The organism is Streptomyces sp. NPDC101227 (genome assembly GCF_044767545.1).
Lineage (GTDB): Bacteria > Actinomycetota > Actinomycetes > Streptomycetales > Streptomycetaceae > Streptomyces.
On sequence record NZ_JBIWOD010000008.1, the window covers coordinates 293,314 to 317,040 of the forward strand.

At 69.8% G+C, this 23,727-nt stretch carries 9 protein-coding genes; all 9 read left to right on the plus strand.

Going from position 1 to position 23,727, the window contains the following annotated elements; genetic code table 11:
- Positions 1 to 72 precede the first annotated feature (72 nt).
- The 9 genes from ACIRPT_RS21340 (at position 73) to ACIRPT_RS21380 (ending at position 23,687) form a co-directional block, all read left to right on the plus strand.
- Positions 73 to 2,019 (plus strand): ABC transporter ATP-binding protein, encoded by a 1,947-nt coding sequence (locus ACIRPT_RS21340; RefSeq protein WP_403829240.1) that lies wholly within the window; start codon positions 73 to 75, stop codon positions 2,017 to 2,019.
- 35 nt (positions 2,020 to 2,054) lie between these two features.
- The gene (locus ACIRPT_RS21345; protein ID WP_403829243.1) at positions 2,055 to 2,870 is read left to right on the plus strand and encodes an NUDIX domain-containing protein; all 816 of its coding nucleotides are present in this window, start codon (positions 2,055 to 2,057) and stop codon (positions 2,868 to 2,870) included.
- An 83-nt stretch (positions 2,871 to 2,953) separates the two neighbouring features.
- On the plus strand, positions 2,954 to 3,202 hold the full coding sequence (locus ACIRPT_RS21350) for a hypothetical protein (RefSeq protein WP_403829245.1): 249 nt from the start codon (positions 2,954 to 2,956) through the stop codon (positions 3,200 to 3,202).
- Between the two features lie 189 nt (positions 3,203 to 3,391).
- Positions 3,392 to 3,892 (plus strand): hypothetical protein, encoded by a 501-nt coding sequence (locus tag ACIRPT_RS21355; RefSeq protein ID WP_403829247.1) that lies wholly within the window; start codon positions 3,392 to 3,394, stop codon positions 3,890 to 3,892.
- Between the two features lie 54 nt (positions 3,893 to 3,946).
- Positions 3,947 to 4,285, plus strand: a complete 339-nt coding sequence (locus tag ACIRPT_RS21360) for a hypothetical protein (protein ID WP_403829250.1) — start codon at positions 3,947 to 3,949, stop codon at positions 4,283 to 4,285.
- Positions 4,285 to 6,753, plus strand: coding sequence for a phage portal protein (locus ACIRPT_RS21365; RefSeq protein WP_403829251.1), 2,469 nt, complete (start codon positions 4,285 to 4,287; stop codon positions 6,751 to 6,753). Before ACIRPT_RS21360 ends, ACIRPT_RS21365 begins: the two co-directional genes overlap by 1 nt.
- Positions 6,753 to 6,965, plus strand: a complete 213-nt coding sequence (locus ACIRPT_RS21370) for a hypothetical protein (RefSeq protein WP_381566550.1) — start codon at positions 6,753 to 6,755, stop codon at positions 6,963 to 6,965. The genes ACIRPT_RS21365 and ACIRPT_RS21370 overlap by 1 nt, the downstream gene beginning before the upstream one ends.
- 115 nt (positions 6,966 to 7,080) lie before the next feature.
- Complete coding sequence (locus tag ACIRPT_RS21375; protein ID WP_403829253.1) at positions 7,081 to 23,403, plus strand: hypothetical protein; 16,323 nt, start codon at positions 7,081 to 7,083, stop codon at positions 23,401 to 23,403.
- Between the two features lie 11 nt (positions 23,404 to 23,414).
- On the plus strand, positions 23,415 to 23,687 hold the full coding sequence (locus ACIRPT_RS21380; protein WP_403829256.1) for a hypothetical protein: 273 nt from the start codon (positions 23,415 to 23,417) through the stop codon (positions 23,685 to 23,687).
- The last annotated feature ends 40 nt before the right edge of the window (positions 23,688 to 23,727 follow it).

Sequence of the window (23,727 nt, forward strand, 5' to 3'; positions counted from 1 at the left end):
CGAAAAGCTGGTGTGCGTCGTTGATCCCTGCACCGACAACTCAGCACTCAACTCACCTGGGAGGACAGGCACTTGACGTCTGCCGACACGATGAACGAGAGCACTTCCCCGCCTCCACCACCCCCAGCAGAGATGACGTACAACGGGCAGTACTCCATCAACCCGATGGCGGAAGCGTCCTTCGGGCGACTGTGCTCGCAGCTCCCCTCCGTCCTCGGGCGCATCACGCGCATGGCTTGGAGGATCGACCGCGCGGCCATGATCGTGCTGCTGTCCTGCAAGGTGGCCGCCGGTGTGGCCTCGGCCGTGCTGCTGACCGGCACCGCCCACGCCATGCAGGCCCTGCTGGACGCCGACGGCACGGTGTCGCAGCGGATCCACCAGGCCCTGCCCGCGCTCGTGGTCGTCGCGCTCGCGGCGGGACTCGCACGCGTGTGCTCCGCGGCGTCGCAGTACGCCGAGCGCCGTCTGACCCCACAGGTGAACGAGAACGCGGACACCGCCCTCGTCGAAGCCGTGCTGAACGTCGAGGTTTCCGCGCTCTCCACTGACGGCTTCTCCGACCGCCAGGAAGCGGCCGAGATGGGCGTCATCCGCACCCACGTCATGATCACCGACGCATCGCGCTTCCTATCCGGCCTGGTCAAGCTCATCACCGCGTGCGGCGTCCTGTCCGTCCTGCACCCCCTGATGTTCCCCCTGCTGGTCCTCACCGTTGTCCCCACGGGGCTTGGCGCCCTTCTGGCGGCGAGGGTCGACTACGAGGTCCACTACGCAAACATCCGCGACCGCAACGTCAAGGGAATGACCCGCTGGTGGGCCACCACCCCCAAGTACGCCGATGAAGTCCGCGCAAACTCGATGACCGGCTACCTCAACTTCTGGTACCGGAGCCTGTCCGATCGCATCACCCGCCGCACACTCACTGCCGCCCCCCGCACCCTGCGCATCAACCTCACAGCAGCACTGATCGGCGGTATCTGCCTCACCGGCACCTGGGCCGGACTCGCCTGGTTGACCTCCACAGGCCGCATCCCCCTCGCCATCGGTGCCACGGCCGTGGTTGCCGTGCAGAACACTCTGGCCGCCCTCAACCAGCTCGTCACCAACGGGGCCGCGGTTTTCCACACCAGCCTGTACCTGACCGACATGCAGGCATTCCTCGACCACGCAGCGACATGCACCCCTCAGCGCGGCGTGGTGGAGACACGGCCCCTCCGCGACGAGGCCGCAGAACCCATGCCCCGCCACGGTGCAGTGCGGGTGGCCGCACCCGTGGAGGAGATCCGCCTGGAAGAGGTGGTCTACCACTACCCGGGCAAGGACGTGCCAGCCGTAGACGGCATCTCGCTCACCCTCCGCCGTGGAGAGATCCTTGCCATCGTGGGCGACAACGCCGCCGGTAAGTCGACTTTGACCCGGCTGCTCAGCGGTATCTGTCTCGCCGACAAAGGCCGCGTCACCTGGAACGGAATCGACCTCGCGGAGGTGGACCCGGCCTCGGTGTGGAAGTGCACCGCTCTGGTCCCGCAGATCTTTGCCCAGTGGCCCCTGCGGGCCCGGGAGAACGTCACCTTGGGCCAACCTCGCACCCATGACGATGCAGCCGTCTGGGAGGCCATCGATGCTGTCGGGATGCGCGAGGCGATCGAGAAACTGCCCAACGGGCTGGACACTCTGTTGGCCCGCGAGGTCTTCGGCGGCGAAGAACTGTCCGGCGGGCAGTGGCAGCGTATGGCGTGTTCGCGCGCTCTGTACCGCAAGCCGCCGCTGTTGATCCTTGACGAGCCCACTTCACAGATGGACCCGCGCGGCGAACACGACATGTTCGAACAGGTCAAGGCCATCGCGGGCGACCGGATCACGGTGATGGTCACCCACCGCCTGGAAAACACCAAGATCGCCGACCACATCATCGTCACGCAGCACGGCCGTGTTACCGAGCAGGGCCGGTACGACGAGCTCGTGCATGGGGGCGGGGTCTTTGCTGAGCTGCTGGCCTTGTCGAACGACCGCTGAACGACCACTACCCGACCATCGGCACAGGAGATCCCGTGCAGCCCGATGCCTGGAAGACCATCCGCGCCCTCGCGGACTACTACGACACCATGTCCGACCAGCCCCGCGAGCAGAACTGGATCCTGCAAGTCCTCAAGATCGCCGAAGAAACCGGCGAAGCCGCCCAGGCCGTGATCGGCCTGACCGGAACCAACCCCCGCAAGGGCCTCTCCCACACCTGGGACGACGTACAGGCCGAAGTCGCTGACGTCATCATCACCAGCATGGTCGCCCTCGCCCGCATGCGCCCCGACCCGGACGGGTTCTTCACCAGCCAACTCGCAGCCAAGGCCGGCCGCGCCCTCGAAGGAACAGGCCGACTGCCGACCCAGCGCACCCCGGCCCGGATCCGGAACTCTGCCAAGGCAGTGATCATCCACGACGGGAACGTGCTGTTGACGCGGAACCTCTGGCGCGGCCGGGAATGCCACTTCCTGCCTGGCGGCGGGCAGCATCCCGGCGAGCCCCTGCCGCAGGCAGCGGAGCGGGAGGTCCTTGAGGAGACCGGACTGACCGTCACCGCCGGCCAACTGCTGTGGGTGCGCGAGTGGGCGAGCAAACCGGGCGACTTCCATCAGGACAACGACCTCGTTCACCGCGTCGAAATCGCCTTTCACTGCACTCTCTCCGGGAGCCCGGAGCTAACTGGCGGCCACCACGCGGACAGCGACCAGATCGGTCTGGAGTGGGTTTCGCTGGAGAAGATCAGCAGTCTCGACACGCTCGCCCCGCACTACCGGGACCACATCACCGCAGTCGGAGTAGGGACCCGGCCGACAGCGGCTTATCTTCCTAGCGAAACGGGGGCGTGACAGGGAAGGTACGTGCTACATCGGCCACCGCGCGGGGCCGTGCAAGCACATCGTGAGACGAGAGGGTGTTAGCGGGAACAAGCGTGTCCCCGGCCGCTGGCCGGGGACACGCCATCGCGGCCACCAGGTCCGGCTTGGTGGAGGTGGCGAGAACCGGACCGGCCGAGCCGCGGATAGTCGGGGCGAAGAACCGTAGGGTCTTCTGCGCCCTGCACACCAACCTCCACGGGCACGACCTCGGCGCTGTGGTCGCCCCTCGCCAGGAGATCATCCGCATTCGCGGGCAAGAAGCGATCCCCATTCAGATGTGGGTGCTGACGCCGCAACTCTGAGAGAGCGAGGCGATCGACCTACTCCGCGCCCCGAAGCTGGCAACCCGGTCGTGGTGCAGCTCATCCGCGCCCGCCGGCGTCCAGCCGCGGCCGAAGCTGTAACAGATCTGCCGTCGCTGACGTTCCGCGCTGTAGAGAAGGGGGTGGCCCTTGTGTCAACCCCCATCACCTCAGCACACGGAGGAATGGGTGACAACTGCTACTGCTCCCCTCTTGCCGGCGGTGGGCCGGGCCTTCTGGCAGGAACCCTTGTTCCCGTCACGGCCCGCCCCAGCACTACAAGCTCCGGGGACGAAGGCCGAGCCGAAGGCAGCACCCCCCGCGCCTCCGGTCGAATCCATCGAGCCCGGCAAGGACCTCTCGCACGCCTGGGTCGTCGCCGCCGAGATCCAGGTCGAGCCACGCATCGCGGGCATCGCTGACTTCCGCGGCTCCTTCAAAACTCCTGCTGGGCAGCGCGTCGACGCGCTGGAGGTGTACTGCAAGGGCTGCCGCCGCCCGTACGACGAGGTGAAGGGGCAGGACTGCGAGGAGAAGGTGGACAACCGCCACCTGATCGGTGGCGACCAGTCGACACGGAAGAAGCGGAAGGTTCCGCCGCCGCCGATGGGAGCGAAAATCATCCCCGGAGAGAAGGTCCAGCGACGCGGCATCGGCGCTTACATGGCCGGGGTCAGCCGCCCCCGCTGACCTCCACGAGCGAACACGCGACACTAACCCGGCGCCGCACCCATCGTGCGCGCCGTGAGTACACCGCCCGAGACACCCTCGCCTCGAAGCATCGCCCGCGAAGTCGCCGGACTTCTCCTGGTCGCCGCCGGCACCCTCATCGTGCTCGTCGCGCTGGGCGCCATCCACCCGCTGCTGATCACCAGCGCGGCAACAGCGGGCGCCTTCGCGGCCTTCCGCTACCTGGGGCTCCCAAGGACCAAGGCGTCCCGCGTTGTCGCCTACACCGTCAGCACCGTCGTGGCCGCGGCCGCCGTTGGCTGCGCCTTTGTGTACTTCCCGTTTCTGGGGTGGTTCGAGGTCGGAGCGGCATTCATCGCCGCCGGTGTGTGGCTGGCCAGTGAGGGAGCCTGATGCCGCGCCAGTTCCTGCCCGGCCTCCGCCGCCTCCTCGTCCCGCGCACCCCGATGGTGCCCTTGCAGGAGAAGTCTGCCGCGTCGACCGGCAACAACTACGTCTCCATGACCTACGCGGGCACCACGACCGCTTGGGGAACTGAGAACCGCGCCGCGGGCTGGGACCTCGATCGCGTCATCCAGGAGGGGTACGAGCGCTCGATCTGGACGTTCAAGTCCGTCGAAGCGATCTCCAAGCACCCCAGCGCCCTCACCCTTGAGATCGGGCGCGGCGGTGACGAGCGTCAGTTCGCGGAAACCCTCACCGATCACCCGCTCCTGCACGTCCTCAACGTCCAGGCCAACCCGCTGGAGCGGGCAGGCGTATTCAAGAAGCGACTCTCCGCGCAGCTCCTCTTGTCGAAGAAGGGCGCATTCGTCGAGATCACCCGCTCCCGCGCGGGCACGATCACCCGCCTCGACCTGCTGCCGCCCAACCGCGTCGAGCCGATACCGGATCCTCACGGCGACTACGTCTCCCACTTCGAGTTCACGACGTACGACGGCCGTGTCCGGGAGCTGGACCCCAGCCGCGTCGTCTGGCTGAGAGACCCACACCCGACCGACCCGTTCTGCGGCGTCACCCCGCTCGAAGCCGCGGGCCTCTCCATCGACCTGGACGTGAAGGCCCGGACGTACAACATCAGCTTCATCGACAATGATTCGCGCCCGTCGGGGATCGTGGGCATCGACGTCGACGGGCTCGACCAGCGCGAGATCGACCGGATTCAGCAGCGGCTCGCACCTGGCGCACAGAACGCTGGCGAAACCGTCGTCGTCGGCAGCGGACCCGGCGGCCTCAACTACGTTGACACAAGTACGCGACCGCGCGACATGAACTACGAGACGCTGTCGCAGACCGCGAAGGACGAGATCCTGAGCGCGTTCGGCGTCCCGGAGAGCGTCGTCGGCAACGCGAGCGAGCGCACGTACGCGAATGCCGACCGGGAAGAGTGGAACTTCTGGCAGCACACCGAACTGCCCCACCTCGCTTTGCTCGCCTCCGCTTTCGACCTGGACCTGGACGACGGCTGGTCCCTCCGTTTCAACACGTCCACGGTCGAAGCACTCGAGTTTCCTCGCCGCCAGCGTCGGGAGGAAGCCCGGCAGGAGTGGAACGCAGGACTGATCACGGTCGACGAGTATCGCGAGATCGCTGGCCGCCGCCCCTTCAACGTTCCTCACACCCGTGCCCTGTGGATCAGCCCACAGAAAGCGCCCGTACCGGCGAACGAGCAGGACGCGGCCGCGCTCGGCGTTGCCCAGGACCCGGCTGCGGCAGGCGCTACCGGCCTGCCCGGCGTCGGCGGCCCGCCGCCAGCCATCGCCCCGTCCGGTCCCGCGGGCCGCTCGGCGGCCGACGCCGTTGCCCAGGCCCGCGGTCAGGACCCGCAGGGGACCGCAGCCGCAGATGTCGCAGCCGCCCGCGACGCATCCAGCGTCCCGGCGGCCGGAAACACAGCCGCGGCCACCGTCGAGCAGGCCCGCGACAACGTCCCCCTCACGCTGCCCGGCGATGCCGCTGACGACGTCGCAGCCGCGCGCTCCGCGGCCGAACAGCCGACTCCCGGCGACGCCGCCGACGACGTCAGCGCCGGACGCTCCCGCATCGAACGCAAGGAACTGCCCCACGACGATGACGGATTCGAGGTCACCGACAACGACTTCGACGCCGCGGCCGCCGCCGTCACAGCCGCACTCACCGCGCTCCTCGCGCGGCAAGAGGGCGTCATCACCGCTCGCCTACAAGCGCCCAAGACCAGGAAACACACCCGCTACTGGCAGCCGGATGGCGATACCGACTTGCGGCGCGGTGACGGCCCGATCGACGGTGCACACGTCGTCGGCGCGGCGCGCTGGGAGGAGGAGGTCACCAGCACCCTCGGCCCGATCCTCCAGCAGGCTGCGGCGACCACGGCGGTAGCCCTCAGCAAGCGCGTCACCGGTACGGCCACCGTGCCGCCGGGCGCTGCCGCCGCAGCGCTCGCTGCCACGACCATGGCGGGACGCGCCGTCGCTGGGCTGCTCGCAGACCTCGCCGCCGCCCTGGACGGTGCGCAGGTTGGGGACGCCAGCCTCGACGACCTCACGAATACAGCCACAGCGTTTTACCGGGCTCATGCCGCGAAATTCATCGCCCTGCTCGCCGGGACCTGCGCCGTCGCCACGGTCAACGGCGCGGCCGACGCCGCTGCCGAGAGCGCCGGCCCTGCCGTCCTGCGGACGTGGGTCACCCGCGGTGACACACGCGTACGGCCCTCGCACCAGAAGCTCAACGGCACCACCCTGCCCGCCGGCGTCCCGTACGCCGTCGACGGATCCACCCTGCGTTTCCCGGGCGATCCGTTCGCCCCGACCGACCTCACCGTCAACTGCCGCTGCCGACTGCGCTACCGCACCGGCCCCAGCACCAAGGAGACCTCCTAATGTGGCCCGCCATCTGGTTCGCCTGGACCTGCCTGTTCGCCGTCTTCGAGACCATCGCCCTGGTCAACAAGCGGGAGGGCGACACCCTGAGCGAGAACTTCAGACGCCTCTTCCGTACACGCACCTCCAAGGCAGGACGCGCCGTGTTCGCCGTCGGATGGTGCGGATTCTCCGCCTGGTTTGCCATCCACATCCTCACCGAGACCATGTGATAGGCGCCCCAGCGGTGTTGCCAATTGTCAACACCGGCGGCATCCGTATGAGGGTGAGCGGGAGCCCGAGTTGAGCGCGCGACCTTAACCACCCCCGCTGTGCATGGTCCGCGCCATGCTGAATCGCACTTCCCCGGCCGACCTGAGTCGCACCCTTGAGGCCAAGGCCGTACGACGGCCGTGGAACCCTGCCCTGCACCCCAGGGACTCCAAGGGCAGGTTCATCGAGACCGGCGGCATCGCACGCCTCTGGTCCGGGAAGCTCGCCCGTGTCGTACGCGCCCTCCCGCGTGATCGCGTCCTCGTCCAGGACCGCGCGGGCGACGGCACGTACACCGGGCGGCGACACAGCACCAGCGCCCGCTGGATCACGATGGTGGCCCGCCCCGATGGCACCGCCCCCACCTCGAACCAGAAGAAGGTCGAGGCCGAGGACGCCCGCCGGGTTCAGGACGAGCGGCGCGGCCTGGGCCTGTCCCGCGACGACCACGGCGACCCGAGCACCCCCGACGACCCTCACGACGCCGACGACGAGGGCAACGCCATCGGGGTCGACAACGGCGAGAGCCCCAAGGACGACGATCAGGAGGAGCCGCAGGACGGGCACCACGACGTCGACGTCGACGCCCTGCCCAACCGCGCGGCCAACCCCGGCTCCCGGTACAAGGACACCGCGGCTGTCCGGCGGCACTTCCTCGACCTCGCCCAGGAACCCGGCGCGAACGCCCCGGCCCTGCGCCGCCTGGCGGGCGACGAAGACCTTCAGATCATTCCGTCCGGCGGGCTCGTCACCACCCGCGACGACGCCAACGGCCGCTGGTACCTCACCACCGCCGGCACCGGCGGCTACCTCGATATCGGCGACTTCACCACCCGCGCCGAGGCGGAGGCAGCAGGCGAGTACATCCACGAGCACGTCCGCAATGGGCACATCATGCCCGGCGAGTTCAACGAGCCCATCGACTTCTCTGATCGGGACATCGCCGACTGGTTCCTGACGTGGCGCTCCACCAAGGGCGAGGACGCCGAGCAGGCCATCCGCCGCGCGGTGGCCGACTTCCGGAACACATGGAAGGACACCAGCGCCCCGCAGGCCCCCGCGCCGAAGCCCTCCCGCGCCCAGCCCCGCGGCCGCTTCACCACCCTCCAGCAGGTCCGCACCCACTGGACCGAAAGGGCTGACTCCCTGCGGGCATCCGGCCGCGACGCCGACCGACGGACTGCTGGGGAGCTGGACGCCCTTGCGGAGGACTCCCGTCTGAAGCTCGTCGGTGACGGCCAGTTCGTCGCCCGGCGCGTCGAAGGCGACTGGTACCTGTACGCCACCGGCACCGGCCAGCAGATGCCGTGGTGGTTCGACCGGCAGGCCGACGCCAAGGGGTTCGCGGAGCACATCGTCGGCACGCTCAAGGACAAGGACGGCAACGCCCTCGACTTCTCCTCCCCGGAGTTCGCGAAGAACCGTAAGACCTGGCGGTCCGCGAAGGGCCGCGACTACGACCAGGAATGGACGGCCGCGCGCGCCCTGTGGGACCAGGACCATCCGCCGAAGCACAGCATCGCCACCGACAGGCTCGCCGAGACCCTACGTCGCCGCCCCTTCGGCGACGAGGAGCAGGCACCGAAGCCGGACACCGACGCCGTCAAGCCGACTCCCGAGCCCAAAGCCACCGGCGAGCCCGACGCACCAGACGCTGCCCCCGAGCCCGTAGCGCAGCAGGAGGAAGTGACGCCCGAGCCGTCCCCGGACGAGCGGCCGAAGGGCGTGCCGGAGGACGCCGACCCTGTCGACGGCGTCGAGGGCTACCGATTCACGAACACCGACGGCTCGATCACCCTGTACGGGCCGGACGGCCAGGTGGCGGCCCGCAGTGTCTACGGCAGTTCCCCAAAGGCCACGGTCAACGGCGTCGCCTTCCCGCTGCCGCGGTACGGAGAGACCGCTGCCACGCTCATGGCCCGCGCGCACCGGGCGGCGCACATGCCCGCGGGCAAGCGGGACAAGGTCACCGCCGAGTGGATCACCTTCAAGGGCAAGCGGGTCATGGTCTTCCGCGGCACCACGAAGGGCGACTCACGCGACTACCAGGCCATCGGCTCCGTACGCGCGATGAAGTGGGCGCCGTCCCTCAACGGCTACGTCACCCAATCGAACATGCTGCCCGAGACCCGGGACGACAAGATCACGGAGGTGCTGGGCAGGCTCGCCCGCCAGGACCGCTACGTGGTCATCGCGGACGCTGACGCGACTGCTCGGGCGGAAGGTAGGCCCGACGCTTCGCCGGTTGCGGTCGACCCGGACGAAGAGTTCCGCAACAAGCTCCAGACGCTGGACGACGACGGGGTCACCCGCGAGGAGATGGCGCGTTGGGGCAAGCAGTCCCGTGTCCGCTCCGAGTCCGGACGCCGACGCCTTCGGCGCGAACTCGAGCTGATCGAGGAGGAGAAGAAGCGGCGCCGCGAGGAACGTGACGAAGCGAACCGCCGCGATCCGAGCACCCTCAGCGATCAGGACATCGAGTCCCTGGTCAAGCGCTCGCAGGAGGAGCGCGGCACGTACGGGCGCCGCAAGGGCGAGGACGCCAACGATGTCGAGCGCGCCGTCTATGGCGAGCGCCGCCGCCGCTCCCTGGCCGTGGCCAACGATCCGGCTGACCTGTCGACGCTGACCGACGATGAACTCAACTCGGCTAGGAACAAGTCCAGTTCACGCAGACGCCTTCATGTGGCAGCCGGTGATGACCACGCCGCCGAGAAGGACGTACGCGACGCGCTGGACGCACGCACCAAGACAGTCGAGTTCGAGCTCGGTCGGCGCAAGGCCGCCGAGGTCTCCGGCAGCAAGCCGATCGCCGACATGTCCGATAAGGAGCTTGAGGAGCAATACCGCGACCTCTTGCTCGCTCCGGGGCGGCGGGAGAGCCCTCCGGAGGTGCGGCGTGTCCTCACGGACCGGATGGAGTCCATCAAGGAGGAGCAGGACCGGCGCCAGGCCGCCCAGATCACCGACCGCCCTGACCCGGCCGGCATGGACTCCGAGGACCTGGTGGAGGAGTACCAGGAACTAGAAAAGGGCTCCTCTGCCCGCGAGGCGGACGCCGTGGTCGTCGCGCGCCGCGAACGGTCCGCCGGGATCGCCGCTGAGCTCGACCGGCGGGACAGCGAGGGCAACGAAGCCCTCATTGGCCGGGCCGAGGTCACCGACGGCGGCTCCGTCAGTATCGACGGTGGCGCCTCGTACGCCAGCATCAGCTACACGCCCTACGGCGGCGCGTACCGAGAGGCAGGCTGGTACTTCAGCAGGCACGGCGCCGTCCACTCGCGCTCCGTCGAGGGCCTGTCCTCGCGTGCGGCGGCACTCGCCGCGGTGGTGCGTGCCTATGACGCCGACGACGATCGTCGCGGCGAGCGGACCTGGGGCCGCCTGCACCGGGTGTTCGTGCCAAAGATGTTCTACGAGCTGTACGGCAGCGAGCGCGGCGCGGACCGGCTGTCGTCGGCGAGCGAGGAGCGCCGCTTCCTCTACTCCCTGTTCGCGCAGCGGCACTACGGGTGGAGCGACGGCTCCAACCCAGTCACGGGCAAGTCCGTGAAGGGCGCCAACCTGTCGGTCCCGGAGGGGCTGCTCGCCGAGTTCACCCGGGTCACCGATGAACTGTCTCGCAGGATCGCCGAGCGGGCCAACAACCGGGACCTGGACAGCTCCGACCGGTCCAAGGCCCGGAACCGCCTGGCCTCGATCAATGCTGCTCTGCACGCGATCGAGGCAGTGCGGGAGCAAATACGTAAGGATGGCGGGGACGACGACCGCAAGGTGGTGTCCCGCGAAGAGATCGAGGCGCAGCAGGCCGAGCTGCGTGCCGCGCTGGGAGGCGACGATGAGCATGTTCAGCCAGAGGGTGCGGGAGCACTGGCGGACGTACCGGCCGCGGGAGTGGGCGGCGATGGAGGATCCGCAGGCGTTCGCGGAGATGAAGGGCCGGGAGATCGAGACGGCGATTCTGGAGGCGGAGACGGCTCTGGAGAAGACCGTGGCACCGGCCGAGGGGTACCAGCAGCGGGTGGCGCAGCTCAAGCAGCTTCGGGCGGACGCGACGGCGATGGTACTGGCGGATCTGCTGCCGGCGCCGGAGACGGAGGCCAGTCCGCAGCCGCTGACGCCGGAGATGAGGGACTTGCAGGCGATGAGGGACGCGATCTACGACGCGTAGAGCGGTTCCGGCCCGACCCGGCCGACCTGCCCAAGGGGCCGGTAGAGCGGGCGGCGGGCAACCTGGATGCGATCCGTGCGCTCAAGCGGATCGAGAAGGAGCAGCGTCCCCCGACGCAGCGCGAGCTGCGGGCCCTGTCCCGCTGGACCGGCTGGGGCTCGGTGCCGATCCTCTTCGCGCCGGAGCCCGACCAGAGGGAGCCGCGCTACCAGCAAGGCGGCGCCCGCGAAGGGAAGTTCGAGCAGGACCATCAGCGGTGGTCCCGTGACTACCGTGACCTGCGCGACGCGCTGCGCCGTGAGCTGACGCCGGTCGAATGGCGCCAGGCATCTCGCGGCACACTGTCCATGCACTACACGCCGCAGCCCATCGCCGAGGCGATGTGGGACGGGCTGAAGGCGTTCGGCTTCGACCGCGGAGACGTCCTTGAGGCGGGCTCCGGCGGTGGCACGTTCTTCGGTGTCGCTCCCGACGGGGCCCGGCTGACCGGTGTCGAGATCGATCCGACCACCGCGCGCATCGCGAGGGCGATGTACCCGGACGCCAACGTCCTCAACGAGTCATTTGCCGAGACGGACGTCCACCCGGCTACGTTCGACGTCTCGATCGGCAACGTGCCGTTCGCGCAAGCCCCGTTCGACGACAAGCGGTACCCGGCCGAGTCGCTGCACAACGGTTTCATCACCAAGGAGTTGGCGCTCACCCGGCCCGGCGGCATCAGCATCCTCATCACGTCCCGGCACACCCTCGACTCCAAGAATGACAAGGCCCGCCGGAAGATGGCCGAGTACGGCGATCTGCTCGGCGCTGTCCGCCTGCCCTCCGGCGTGTTCAACGACACCGGCACCGGGGTCACTACCGACGTGCTGGTGTTCCGGCGCCGCGGCGAGGACGAGCAGCCCGGAGACATGTCCTGGCTGAACGCCCCCGAGCGGGACATCAACGGCAGCCCGCATCACGTCAACACCTACTTCGATCAGCACCCCGAGCACATCCTGGGCACGCTGACCACCGAGTCCAGCGCGTACGGCCCCACCGTCACCGTCAAGGGCACCCCCGACACCGCATCCGGTCAACTTCGCATGCTGCTGGAGGAGATCGCCGGGAAGGCCACTGCTGACGGGCGCGGCTACACCCCGCACCCCGATGGAGACGACCGTCCGCCGGTACTCCTGCAGGCCGCCCGTGAGAAGCACGCGAACGACTGGAGCGGTCGCCTGTACGAGGGCGAGGACGGCCGCCTGTACCAGCACGTCAACGGCGGCAACCCGGTAGTCGTCGAGCCTTCGGACGGGCGCACCGCCCAGCTCCGGGCCTTGATGGAGCTGCGGGATGTCGCGGCCGAACTGCGTGAGCTGGACCGCAAGAACGATGAAGACGAGCGCGCAGAGAAACTGCGCGGACAGCTCCGTGACCTGCACGCCGCGTACGTCGACACGTACGGGCCGCTGTCCAAGCCCGGCCAGACCCGCAGCCGCAAGACCGCGGTGCTCGACGACGGGACGGAAGAGCGCACCCCGACCGCCTGGGGCTACTTCCGCTCGGACCCAGATGCGGCGAGTGTCCTCGCTCTTGAACAGTGGGACGCCCAGACGCAGCAGCCGGTGCTGTCGCGCGTCTTCACGGAGCGTGCGGCAGCCCGCCGGCAGCCGCTGACCGCCACCGACGACCCGAAGGTGGCGCTCGCCGCGGTCGTCGCTGCGACCGGCCGGGTTGACCTCGGGCAGATTTCCCGGCTTCTGAACCTTGACCCGCAGGAGACCCTGCGTCGCCTCGGCAACGAGGTCTTCACCGACCCGGCCACCGGGCGCCTGGAGTTGGCGCGAACCTACTTGTCCGGGCCGGTCCGCGACAAGCTCGCAGCCGCCCGTCGCGCGGCCGCCAACGACCCGTCGTTCGCCGTCAACGTCTCCGCCCTCGAAGCGGTGCAGCCGCCCGAGCGGACCATCGGCGAGTTCACCCCGGAGATGGGCGCCCACTGGACCCCGCCCAACCTCGTGCAGGGCTTCCTGCGCGATTACCTGGGCGACCGGACCCTGATCGTCTCCCACGACGACCGGTATGGCTGGGTGCTGACCACCGGACAGGTGCCCCGCGCCAACAACGTGCTGCACGGCGTCGCCGCCGATCCGGCCAAGGGCACGAAGGGGCGCAGCGCCGTCGAGATCGCCCGAGCGATCCTCGGCTCGGGCTCGCTGACGGTCTACAAGGACGACAAGCGCAAGGACGTCGACGAGCGCACGACCCGCCTGGTCCGGCAGAAGGCCGACCAGATGCGTGCGGCGTTCGCCCAGTACGCCACGGCGGATGCTGAACGACTCACTGAGCTCACCGAGTTCTACAACCGGATCATGAACGCGCATGTCGTCGCTTCGTACGACGGCATGAGCCCCAGCCTCGAAGGTCTGACCCCGGACCGGGACCCGCACCCCTGGCAGCTTTCGGGTGCGGCCCGCATGCAGTTCGAGCCGTCGGTGATCCTCGCCCACGAGGTGGGCCTCGGCAAGACCAGCACGTACGTCATGGGCACCCAGGCCCTGAAGGCGTCGGGCCAGGTCGAGAAGCCGTTCCTCGTGGTCCAGGACTACCTGGCACAGCAGACCCTCGATGAGGCCCATCTGCTTTACCCGAACGCCGACTTCCAGCTCATCACCTCGGCAGACCTGGCCGACGGCCGCCGGGGCGCGACTCTGGAGTGGCTGCGGGCGAACAAGCACGACCTCGTGATCTTCACCGAGGAAGCGTTCGGCTCAATCAAGATGAGCCCGGAGCAGCAGGACGAGTATGAGCTGCGTGAACTGACTGCGTTGCAGGAGCAGTTGGAGCGGCAGTACGAGGGCGACTCGCACCCGTTCATCGTCGCCAAGATCGAGCAGCGCATCGCGACGGTCGAGCGGAACATCCGCAAGAACGCCGCGGCCATGCGCAAGCCGGGCGAAATCTATTGGGATGACCTCGGGTTCGACTACGCCGTCATCGACGAAGCACATCGCTTCAAGGGCGTCGGCTTCCGCTCCAAGGAGGGCGGTGGTGACGCCGCGACGATCCGCGGCATCGACCTGCACCAGAAGACCGAGTGGATGCACCGCGTCCGCGGCCACGGTCGCCGCGCGACCATCACCCTGGGCACTGGCACACCGCTGACCCGCAGCATCGCCGAAGAGTTCACGATGCTGTCGTTCGCCGCCCCGTGGATCCTCCATGCGTACAACGCAGGCGCCCCCGATCTGTGGGCGAACACCTTCGGACGCAAGGTACTGCGGATCGAGAACGCCCCCGACGGCTCGGGCCTGCGTGTCGTCGAGCGGTTCGCCGAGTTCCACAACAAGCGCTCCATGAAGACCATGTGGGGCCTGGTCGCCGACACCCGTCGCGCCGATGACGTCGGTATCCCCCGCCCCAAGATCGCGGGCGGCAAGGTGAACCTCGTCCTCGTCGACGCGACGAAGGACCAGAAGGAGCGTCTGAAGAAGCTCGTCGCGCGCGGCCGCGCCATCCACAACGGGGATGTCACCCGCGACGAGGACAACATGCTGGCGGTCGCCAACGAGGGCACCAGCGTCGCCATCGACCCCCGGCTCGTCGACGCGAACGCCCCGGCTGGCAACAAGCTCCGCGCCGTCGCGGAGAAGCACATCGAGCGGTACCACCGCTTCAAGGACCGCGTCTACAAGACGCACTACGGCAGCGACGAGGACCACCCGGTCCCCGGAGCCCTCCAGCTGATCTTCCTGAACGAGGGTGTGCCGGGCGGCAAGAACAAGGGCAACTTCAGCGCCTACGCGGAGCTGCGGGACCTGATGGTGGCCGGGGGCATCCCCGCCGACAAGATCGCGTTCGTTCAGGACCACAAGGACGGCAAGAAGCCGGCGAAGGCCGCCGAGCTGTTCCGCCGTGCCCGCAACGGTGAGATCGCCGTCCTCATCGGCTCCACGGCCACTGCCGGCACGGGCATGAACGCTCAGAACCGCATGGTCAGCGTCACGCACGTCGACCTCGACTGGGGCGCGGCCGACATGGAGCAGCGCAACGGCCGCGGCCTGCGCTACGGCAACCAGAACGCCGAAGTTGAGATCGATATCTTCGCCACGAAGGGCAGCCTCGACGGCTGGAAGGCCGGATTCGTCGCCACTAAGGCCGAGGGCCTGATCGACATCCAGCGGCCCGAGACCGCCGACGGTGACACCAGCGACACCGTCATCGACATCGATCTCGACTACCCCGACTACGAGACGATGGAAGCCGAGATCGGCGGCAACCCCTACATGAGCCAGCTCGTGAAGGTCCGCCGCCAACTCCGCGACCTGGAGACCGACCAGCACAACGAAGCCGCCGAGCGCATCCGCCGGGCAGATGCCATCGCCGCGCTGACACAAGAGTCCGAGGACCTGCGTACCGGCATCGCACGCCGCGAACAGGCCCTGCCCCGCATCCGTGACGTCCGCGGCACCTTCGCCATGACGCTCAACGGCATGCCGTACAGCGAGCGTGGCGACGCCGCCGCGGCCCTGCACCGGCAGGTCACCCAGCGGCTCCTCGAGCACGCCCAGGAGGGCATAACCGGCTGGCACGTCGTGGGCCAGTACGGCGGCCTGGACGTCGGGGTGCGCACCGAGCGCACCCCGAGCGGCAAGCTCCTCGCCCATGTCGGCTTCCCGGACCTTGCCCGCTCCGAGTTCACGCGCAGCCCGCAGGACTTGAAGAACAAGAACGCGGGCTCCGGCGTGATCACCCGCCTGGCCAACGCCCTGGACAAGGCGCCTGCCCTCCAGGAGGCCGACCGGGAGAAGCTGCCGGCGGTCGACACGCAGATTGCCCTGTTGCAGTCGGCGCACGCTTCGGCCGACTACACGCCGCAGATCGAGCACACCCGCGCCCGCTCGCACCTGCTTGACGACATCGTCGGCAACATCGCCGAACTCGACGCGCTCCCCGAGATTGAGGACTCCGAGCTCGACAAGCACCTAGCCAAGCCGGTCCGGCGGCGCCTGATATCGGAGCGCCGGGCCAAGCGTGCTCCGCTCCAGGCCCGGGTGGAAGAGGCCGTGGCCAGGCTCGAAGCGTTCGATCGCGACAACCCCGAGCCGGAGCGCACCGAACTCCCCGAGGGCGTACGGCTGTCCGCAGACGACGTCACCGGCACCCTCAATAACATCCGTCCCGTCGATCCCCCAGCCTCCCCGGACGGCGAGGACACCGACGAGGCGGGCACGAGTGGCACCGCCGAACCTGCGCCGCAGGGCGGCGACCTCATCGGGGGCCGCTTCCAGTTCCAGGAGCCGGTCACCGACCCGGACGGCCAGGGCTGGCGGGTCTTCACCGACGGCCCGGACGGCCGCGTCTTCGTCACCCGCGACGGCCGCACAGAGAAGTTCCAGACGGACGAGCTGACCAGCGAGCGCCGAGACCGCGCCAACTCGCCCGAGACGCAGCCCGAGTCAGGGGCCACAGCCGAGGACGACACGGTCAGCCTCGACCAGGACGAGGTCGCCCAGCAGCTCGATGCGATCCGCCCCAACAGCGCCAAGGCTCCGTCTGCCATGACGGATCAGGAGATCGCCGACGAGATCGTGGCCCTGATGGAGCGGGAGATGGCCGACGGCGAGCTGATCGGTGCCGACCGCACCCGCATGGCTGTCCTTGAGGCAGAAAAGGACCGCCGCGCCGGTCGAACGCCGAAGCCTGAGCCGAAGAAGCCGGAACCCGCCGAGCCGGCGGGTGGCCTCTTCGACGTCGACGAGCCGGAGGCACCGGCCTCCCAGGTCGCCGACCCGAACAACCCACTGGACCAGCCGGACGACGAGTTCGGCACCCCGGACATGTTCGCGGATCACGAGGGTCGCGACACCAGCCGCCTCCGCCCGGTGCAGATGCGCAACCCGGCCGACCTGACAGAAGGAGACCGGTACACCGACGCGGACGGCCTTACGCACACGGTCACCGAACCGCCGAAGCTCACGGGCCGCGGCCGCGTCCGCATCGTCACAAGCGACGGCGAGGACCGGTTCTACAAGCGTGACGCCGAGCTCCGACTGCGTCACCCGGACGAGGAGATCACCGACGACGGCCGCGATGAGCAGTCGGCGCCGGACCTCAACGACGGCAACACTCCCGAAGACAGCGCGGCAGACGACGACAGCCCCGCTGCGCCCCAGGACGAGGACGCCACACACAACGACGAGGCCCCGGAGCCTGAGCAGCAGGACGAGGACGACACCCAGCAGCAAGACACGGACGAGGAACAGCGCGACGACGAGCAGCACCGTCGCGACCGGGGCGCGCGTCCGGACTCCGCAGCGCCCGACGAGACCCCGGAGGGTGCCGGCGGCGGACCGCAGATGCCGGACACCACCGACAGCGGCCGGGAGGAGGGCAACACGGATGCTGCTGACAAGCCCAACGTTCAGAACGACGAACATGACCGCGACCAGCGCCGCGGCCGCCGCCGCCGTGGAAACCGCGGCGGCGGGGAGGGCCCCGGCACGCCGGGAGGCCCCGGACTGCCCCGGCTCGACCTGCCGCACCTGCCCCGCATCCCGGCCGGCACCGGCGGCCGGGACGATGCAGACCGCAACGGCGGGACACCCGACCGTGAGCCTGGCCGCACCGTGGCCGAACTGCGCGACACTTGGCGGCGCGGCGACCGGCTGACCGCCGATGAGAACACCCCGGAACGGCGGGCATTCCTTGCGCAACTCGCCGACAACCCGACCCTGACCCTGTCCTCCGGCGGTGGCCTGATCACCTGGACCGACGACTTCACGGACAGCCCCGACGGCAGACGTGAGTGGCGCTTCGCGCAGGCCCGCAACGGCGGTCGCCTGGGGAAGGTCAGCGTCACCGCTCGCAACGCGGACGAGGCTCGCGAACTGGCCGACCGATTCGAGGACATCACCGACGGGCACCGGATGCCCATCGACTGGCACCAGCCGCTCACGCCCGACGCTATCGCTCGGTGGCGCGACGCAGAAGGCCGCCCGCTGCCCGAAGCCTTGCGCGCGGTGCGCGATGCCTTCCAGCAGGAACGCGAACGCGACGGCGCCAACTCCCCAACGCAGCCCGAGCCTGCCTCTATCCCCGACGAACCGCAGCCCGCCGCCCTGCCGGAAGACCTCACCGGCCTGTCTGACGAGGACCTTGCCACCGCGTGGGGCACCGGCCTGTCCGAGTCCGACCAGATGCGCGTCATGGAGGAGATGGACCGGCGCGACGACGCCGACAAGCGCGTCCGCGACGCCATCCCCGCCACACCGGCGGCCGATGCCGAAGAGGTGCGGCGCCGTGGTGAGGCGATGGACGCCGCGCTCCGCTTCGGCACCGCGGACGTCACCCGGCGCCCGCAGACCCGCGAGGAACGACTGCAGCGCGAGTTCCAGGACCTCGACGAGGCCCGGTACTCCGCCGCGATCGACGCCACCAACGGCTACTTCTTCAGTAGCGCAAGCAGACGGCTCCCGCCCGTCAGCGAGCGCGACTTGTTCTCCGGCGGCACCCTGTCCCGGTTTGGCCGGTGGCGGGACTACGCCAGCGAGGAACTTATCGAGTGGTTCGACAACAACGGCGGCCGCCTGACGTACAACCAGTTCAAGCAGAAGCGTCGCACCGACGAGAAGATCGAGCGCGAGCAGTACGACGAGGCGCAGCGCCAGGCCGCTGGCACCCCGGCCGTGCCTGAGCCGGACGACGCCGCAGCACCCGAAGCGTCGGGGCTAACGCCAGCAGCCCCCGCGTACGCCCCAGCGAAGCGGCGGTTCGCCGATCTCAAAGCTGTCCGCGAGCACATCCGCAGCGGTCAGCTTGACGCTTCGGCGCCCGGCGCCGGGATGCACACCACGCCGCCCGCCCCGGAGGAGCGGCGCGAGATCGCGGACGACAAGAACACCCGCCTGTCCCGCGGTGGCCGTCTCCTGGTGTACGGCAACCGCGCCGCCCGCGAACGCAAGGAATACAACCGGCGCTACATCGTGGCTGCCCCCGGCAGCCTGCTCCCTGTCCTCAAGGACCACTCCGACGGTTTCTCCACCCTCAAGGAAGCACTCCACGCGGCGAACACCCTTGAGGACGTGCGCGACGCGGACGGTCAGACGTTCCCGTGGGACGCACCAGACGCGGTCGATCGTGCCCGCGCCTTCCGCGGCCCGGACGGCGAAAGCCTGGCCGAGACCATGGCGCACGTCTTGGCGGAGAACCCGAGCAGGGAAGGCCAGTGGAAGTTCGACCGCGCCCGCGCTGAGGAGCGCCAGGCATGGCGGCAGACCGCCGACGACTGGCACCGCCAGCAGGAAGCCGACGGTTATACGATCCTCGCTGATCCCTCGGAGCTCCAGGCCGACGATGAGGTCAGCTTCCCTCTGGCTGCCGACCCTGACCGCTCCCTGCGCAGTGGTGCGAAGCCCCTCGGCACAGCAAGGGGCACCATCACCAGCGACCAGTCCGAAATCTGGAACCCCACCGGGATCCAGGCTCTCGGTTCGCGTGATTACTACCGCTACCCTGCGGACCTCACGTGGACCGCTCCGGACGGCCGGACCGACCGCCCGCACGACGCACGCCTGGTGCTGGGCGTGGTGCGGCGCAAGCCCCGCCTCGGCGAGGAGAACGCCTCCGGCGTCGACCAGCACGCGCGTCGAGGTGCCCAGCTCGAGGGCACAATCCCAGACGAGCCCAGCCGGCCCGACCAGCTCGCCCTCGCACGAGCGGTCGCCGAACCTGAACCCTCCGACGAAGACGCGGCTGAGCCCGAGCCCCGCCCGGAGCCGGAGCCCATCGGCGGGCAGCCCGCCCACTGGGCCAGTGTCGACCAGCTCCAGTCTGGCGACATGGCGCGCCTCGACGGCACGACCCGTCGCGGCCGTACCGTGACCCGCGCCGGGTACGTCCTTGACTCACCGGAACGGGTCACTGTGACCCGCCGGGGTCGCACCGAGGAAATGTGGCGTACGACGATCGGCGAGAGCCCCGACGGCCGCACTGGCAGCCGCGGCGCCGTCTACACGCCGCTCAACGCCACCGCCGCCCGCGCCAAGGCACCGGATACGGCCGCCCCTGGCGCCCCGACGAGCGGGGCCCAGGGCGACGTCATCAGTGGCGACCTGCCCGACACCATTGCCACCGACACCCGCGGCCGCGGCCTGTTCCCCGGCAGTCATGTCACCGGCAATGGCGACCGCGAAGGCACGGTCACCGGCGTCACCGACACCACCGTCTCCGTGCGGTGGGCCGACGGCGACACCGACAACGGCGTCGCGCCCACCTCCCTCACAGTGGACGACACCGATGACCGTCGCCCCGCAGGCTGGACCTCGACCGGTCAGCGAATCCGCCCTGGCCACGTCGTCTCCGACGAGAACGGCGCGCTCCTCGGCCCGGTCGACGAAGCTAACGGCGACCGCATCACGGTCACCACCGCCGGGGGCACCGTCACCCGCGACGCCACGGACCTCCGCGTCGTAGGTGAAGTCCGCGACGACACCCCCGAGAGCGCTCCCATCACGGGCATCAGCGAGCCCGCCGCGAACGAGATCAACAAGGGCGACATCGTCGTTCTCGACCTCGACGGCGCCCTTACCACCGTGGAGGTCCTGGACACCAACCGCGAGGGTGACCGCGTCACCCTCGACTACGTCGACACCACGACGGGCGAGTTCGGCGCCATCGACATGGACGCCACGGCCGTCGTCCACAAGGCCGAAGGCCCGAACGGCGCCACCCCGGACCTCGGCTCGGACGACGCACCGGCCGCCGCCGACGACCTCACAGTGCACGAGCCGCTGCCCGCCCTCGACCCCATCACCGGCCCGACGGTCGACCCGGACCTCACCCCGGCCGACCGCGACGCCATCGCCGACAACGGCAGCAGCCCCGAGGACGACCCCGACGCCCAGCAGGCCGCCGCCCGACTCGGCGCTGACCTACCCGTCACGCCGGACCAGGCCGCCGCCCTTGCCTCCCAACTCCGGGCGAACTCAGACCCGGCGACCACCGAGGGGCGGGCCGCGCTACGCGCCGCCGACCATTTGGACCACGCCGCCGGCCGAACCGCGCCGGAAGGACTCGACCGCCCCCGCCCGTCCAACGCCGCACAGATCGGCGAAGGCGACGTCATCGCCATGCCGGACGAGCGCCGCGGCGACGAGGTCCACGTCTACCGCGTCATCGACGTGGAGGAAGGCCCCGGCGGGGTGCGCAGCCTGCTCCTGGAGGACGAGAACAGGCAGTGGAAGCGCCGCATCGTCCATGCTGCAATGCCCATGTGGCAGCTCCCTGAGCCCGCCCCGGCCACCAACAGCAGCAACGACGCCCCAGACCCGGTGCCCGCCACTGCCCCACGCAGCCCCAACCCGCAGATCGCCTCGGTGAGGCGCCAAACCGTCGCCGACCACAGCCGCACCGTGGCCATGCGCATCATCGACGAGGCCGTTGCCGGGACCGAGCCGCCCGGCGACATCCACGCGTTGCGCGAGCAGATCGCGCAGCGCCTGACCCCCGAGGCCCTGCAAGATGCCCGCAACGCCGCCCGCCAGCACGCGAACGCTGCCCTGGACGCCGCGGGCATCACCGGCCGCGACCGCGCAGCCGTGCAGCAGGCCCTCCGCCGGGCCCGCGGGAAGGCGCACGAGCGGACCGTCCGGGCTGCGCTGCGCACCATCAATGACCTCGAACCCCTCCCCGGCGAGCCCGACGAGGACCTGGCCCAGCGCGCGGCCGACCTGCTGCGGCTCATCCCGGATCAGGCTGACGCCCCGTCCCCGTCGCAGCGCCGCAACGTCCCGGACAGCGACGCGTCCTCCGACGACGCCACCACGCACGTCGACGACGCAGTGACCGCGCTCCTGCGCCAGCTCGAAGAGGCCGGGGCCGACCCTGCCGACATCGACGAGCTGACCCGGCTCCTGACGACACAGCTCGACAGAACCCGTCAGGCCACTGCCCGGCGAATCGTCCGCCGCGCTGCAGCCACAGCCCCGGACACCGCCCAGCAGCCCGGCCTTCTCGCCCACGTGATCGCCATACTGAGGCGTATCGGCCGTCGCCTCATCGAGCTGGTGAAGGCCGCCGCCGAGAAGATCGCCGAACTGTGGCGCAACAGCCGTGACCGGCTCTCCCGCCTCAAGGCGTTCCTCCGCCGCCTGGTGCGCCGGGTGCGCGACTGGCCGGAGTCCCGCCGCCTGGCGCGACTGCACGCCGCGCTCGACCTCCCGGACATCGAGGGCGAGTCGCTCGCCGCGCGGGTATCCCAGTGGGCGGGCCTGCTGCCCGAGCGCGGACGCTTCGGGCAGGCGCCCCGTCATGTCTCCTGGTGGAGGCCAACGACGTGGGCGCAGCTCGCCGCGGGCAGGCTCCCCGGCCGCTCCAGCGAGTCCCGGTGGATACCGGACCGCGCCTCCGACGGCGGTCCGGGGCTCGCCGCGCTGCGGCACATGGCCGCGCTGCGGGCGGCCGGCACGGACGTCGATCAGGATGTGACTCGCCGTCTGGCCGATGCGCTTGGCGAGGACTTCAGCGGCGACCCGCACGGCACCCTGCGGCACGCGGATGACTACGTAGCCGCCACGGAGCGGCGCCTGCTCAACCTCCATGCCGCGCGCAGCAGCACCATCCAGGCCCCGGACGTAGATGTGGAGATCGCGGCCGCCCGCATGGAGGCCGCGGCCGCCCGCCGCGAATGGGAGGAGCTGCGGACCCGCTACGCCGCGGCGGTGCCCGATGCCGTTGCGGCAGCCCTGGCCGACGTCCGCGACCTCGGCCCCCAGGGCAACGCGGGCCTCGTGTTCGGCCCGGACACCAACCCAGACGCCGAGCGGGCCGTACGCGACGTGCAGCGCCTCATCCCCAGGGACTGGCTCGCCACCCCGGACGGGCGCAGGCTCACCGCTGTCGATGGCGAAGCCGGCCGGTACGAGCCCGATGTACGCCGTGCCACGGTCGCCGACCTCGGCGACGAGGGAGTCGGCACGGCCGCGCATGCCCTGGCGCAGCACCTCGCCGGGCATCTGCCGGACCTGGACGCCGCACAGCGCGCCTTCTGGTTCACGCGGACGCACACCGGCCGCCCCGGCGCCCGCACACTCGACCGCACCGCCCTGGGGCGGATCCTGGCCCAGCAGCAGACGCAGACGGACACGGGTGACAGCCTCGCCCGATCTATGCAGGCCATGTTCAACGGCGACTGGTACGAGGACGACGACTTGAGGGCGTTCCTCCTCGGCCTGCTCGCCACACGATGAAGGAGAAGACGATGCCGCAGACCGTCACCGGCCGGTTCGACGACGGCTCCGCCTACCAGGTGCAAGTCACCGGGCGGGCCGACCGCCCAGTGATCGGGTCGTACCGGGCTGCGGCCCTCGTGGAACTCCACCAGGGCGAGGACATTGTCCTGTCTCCGACCGGCCCCCTGCGCACCGTCGATGGCAGCGACGAAGCGTCGGTGCTCGCAGTCCTGCGCAGGTACTCCTACGCATTGGAGGCAGGGCGAGGTGCACCGCGGCGAGCGAGTCCGCCGCAGGCGTGATTCCGGCGGCTTGCAGGATTACGCAAGAACGATCTCAGTT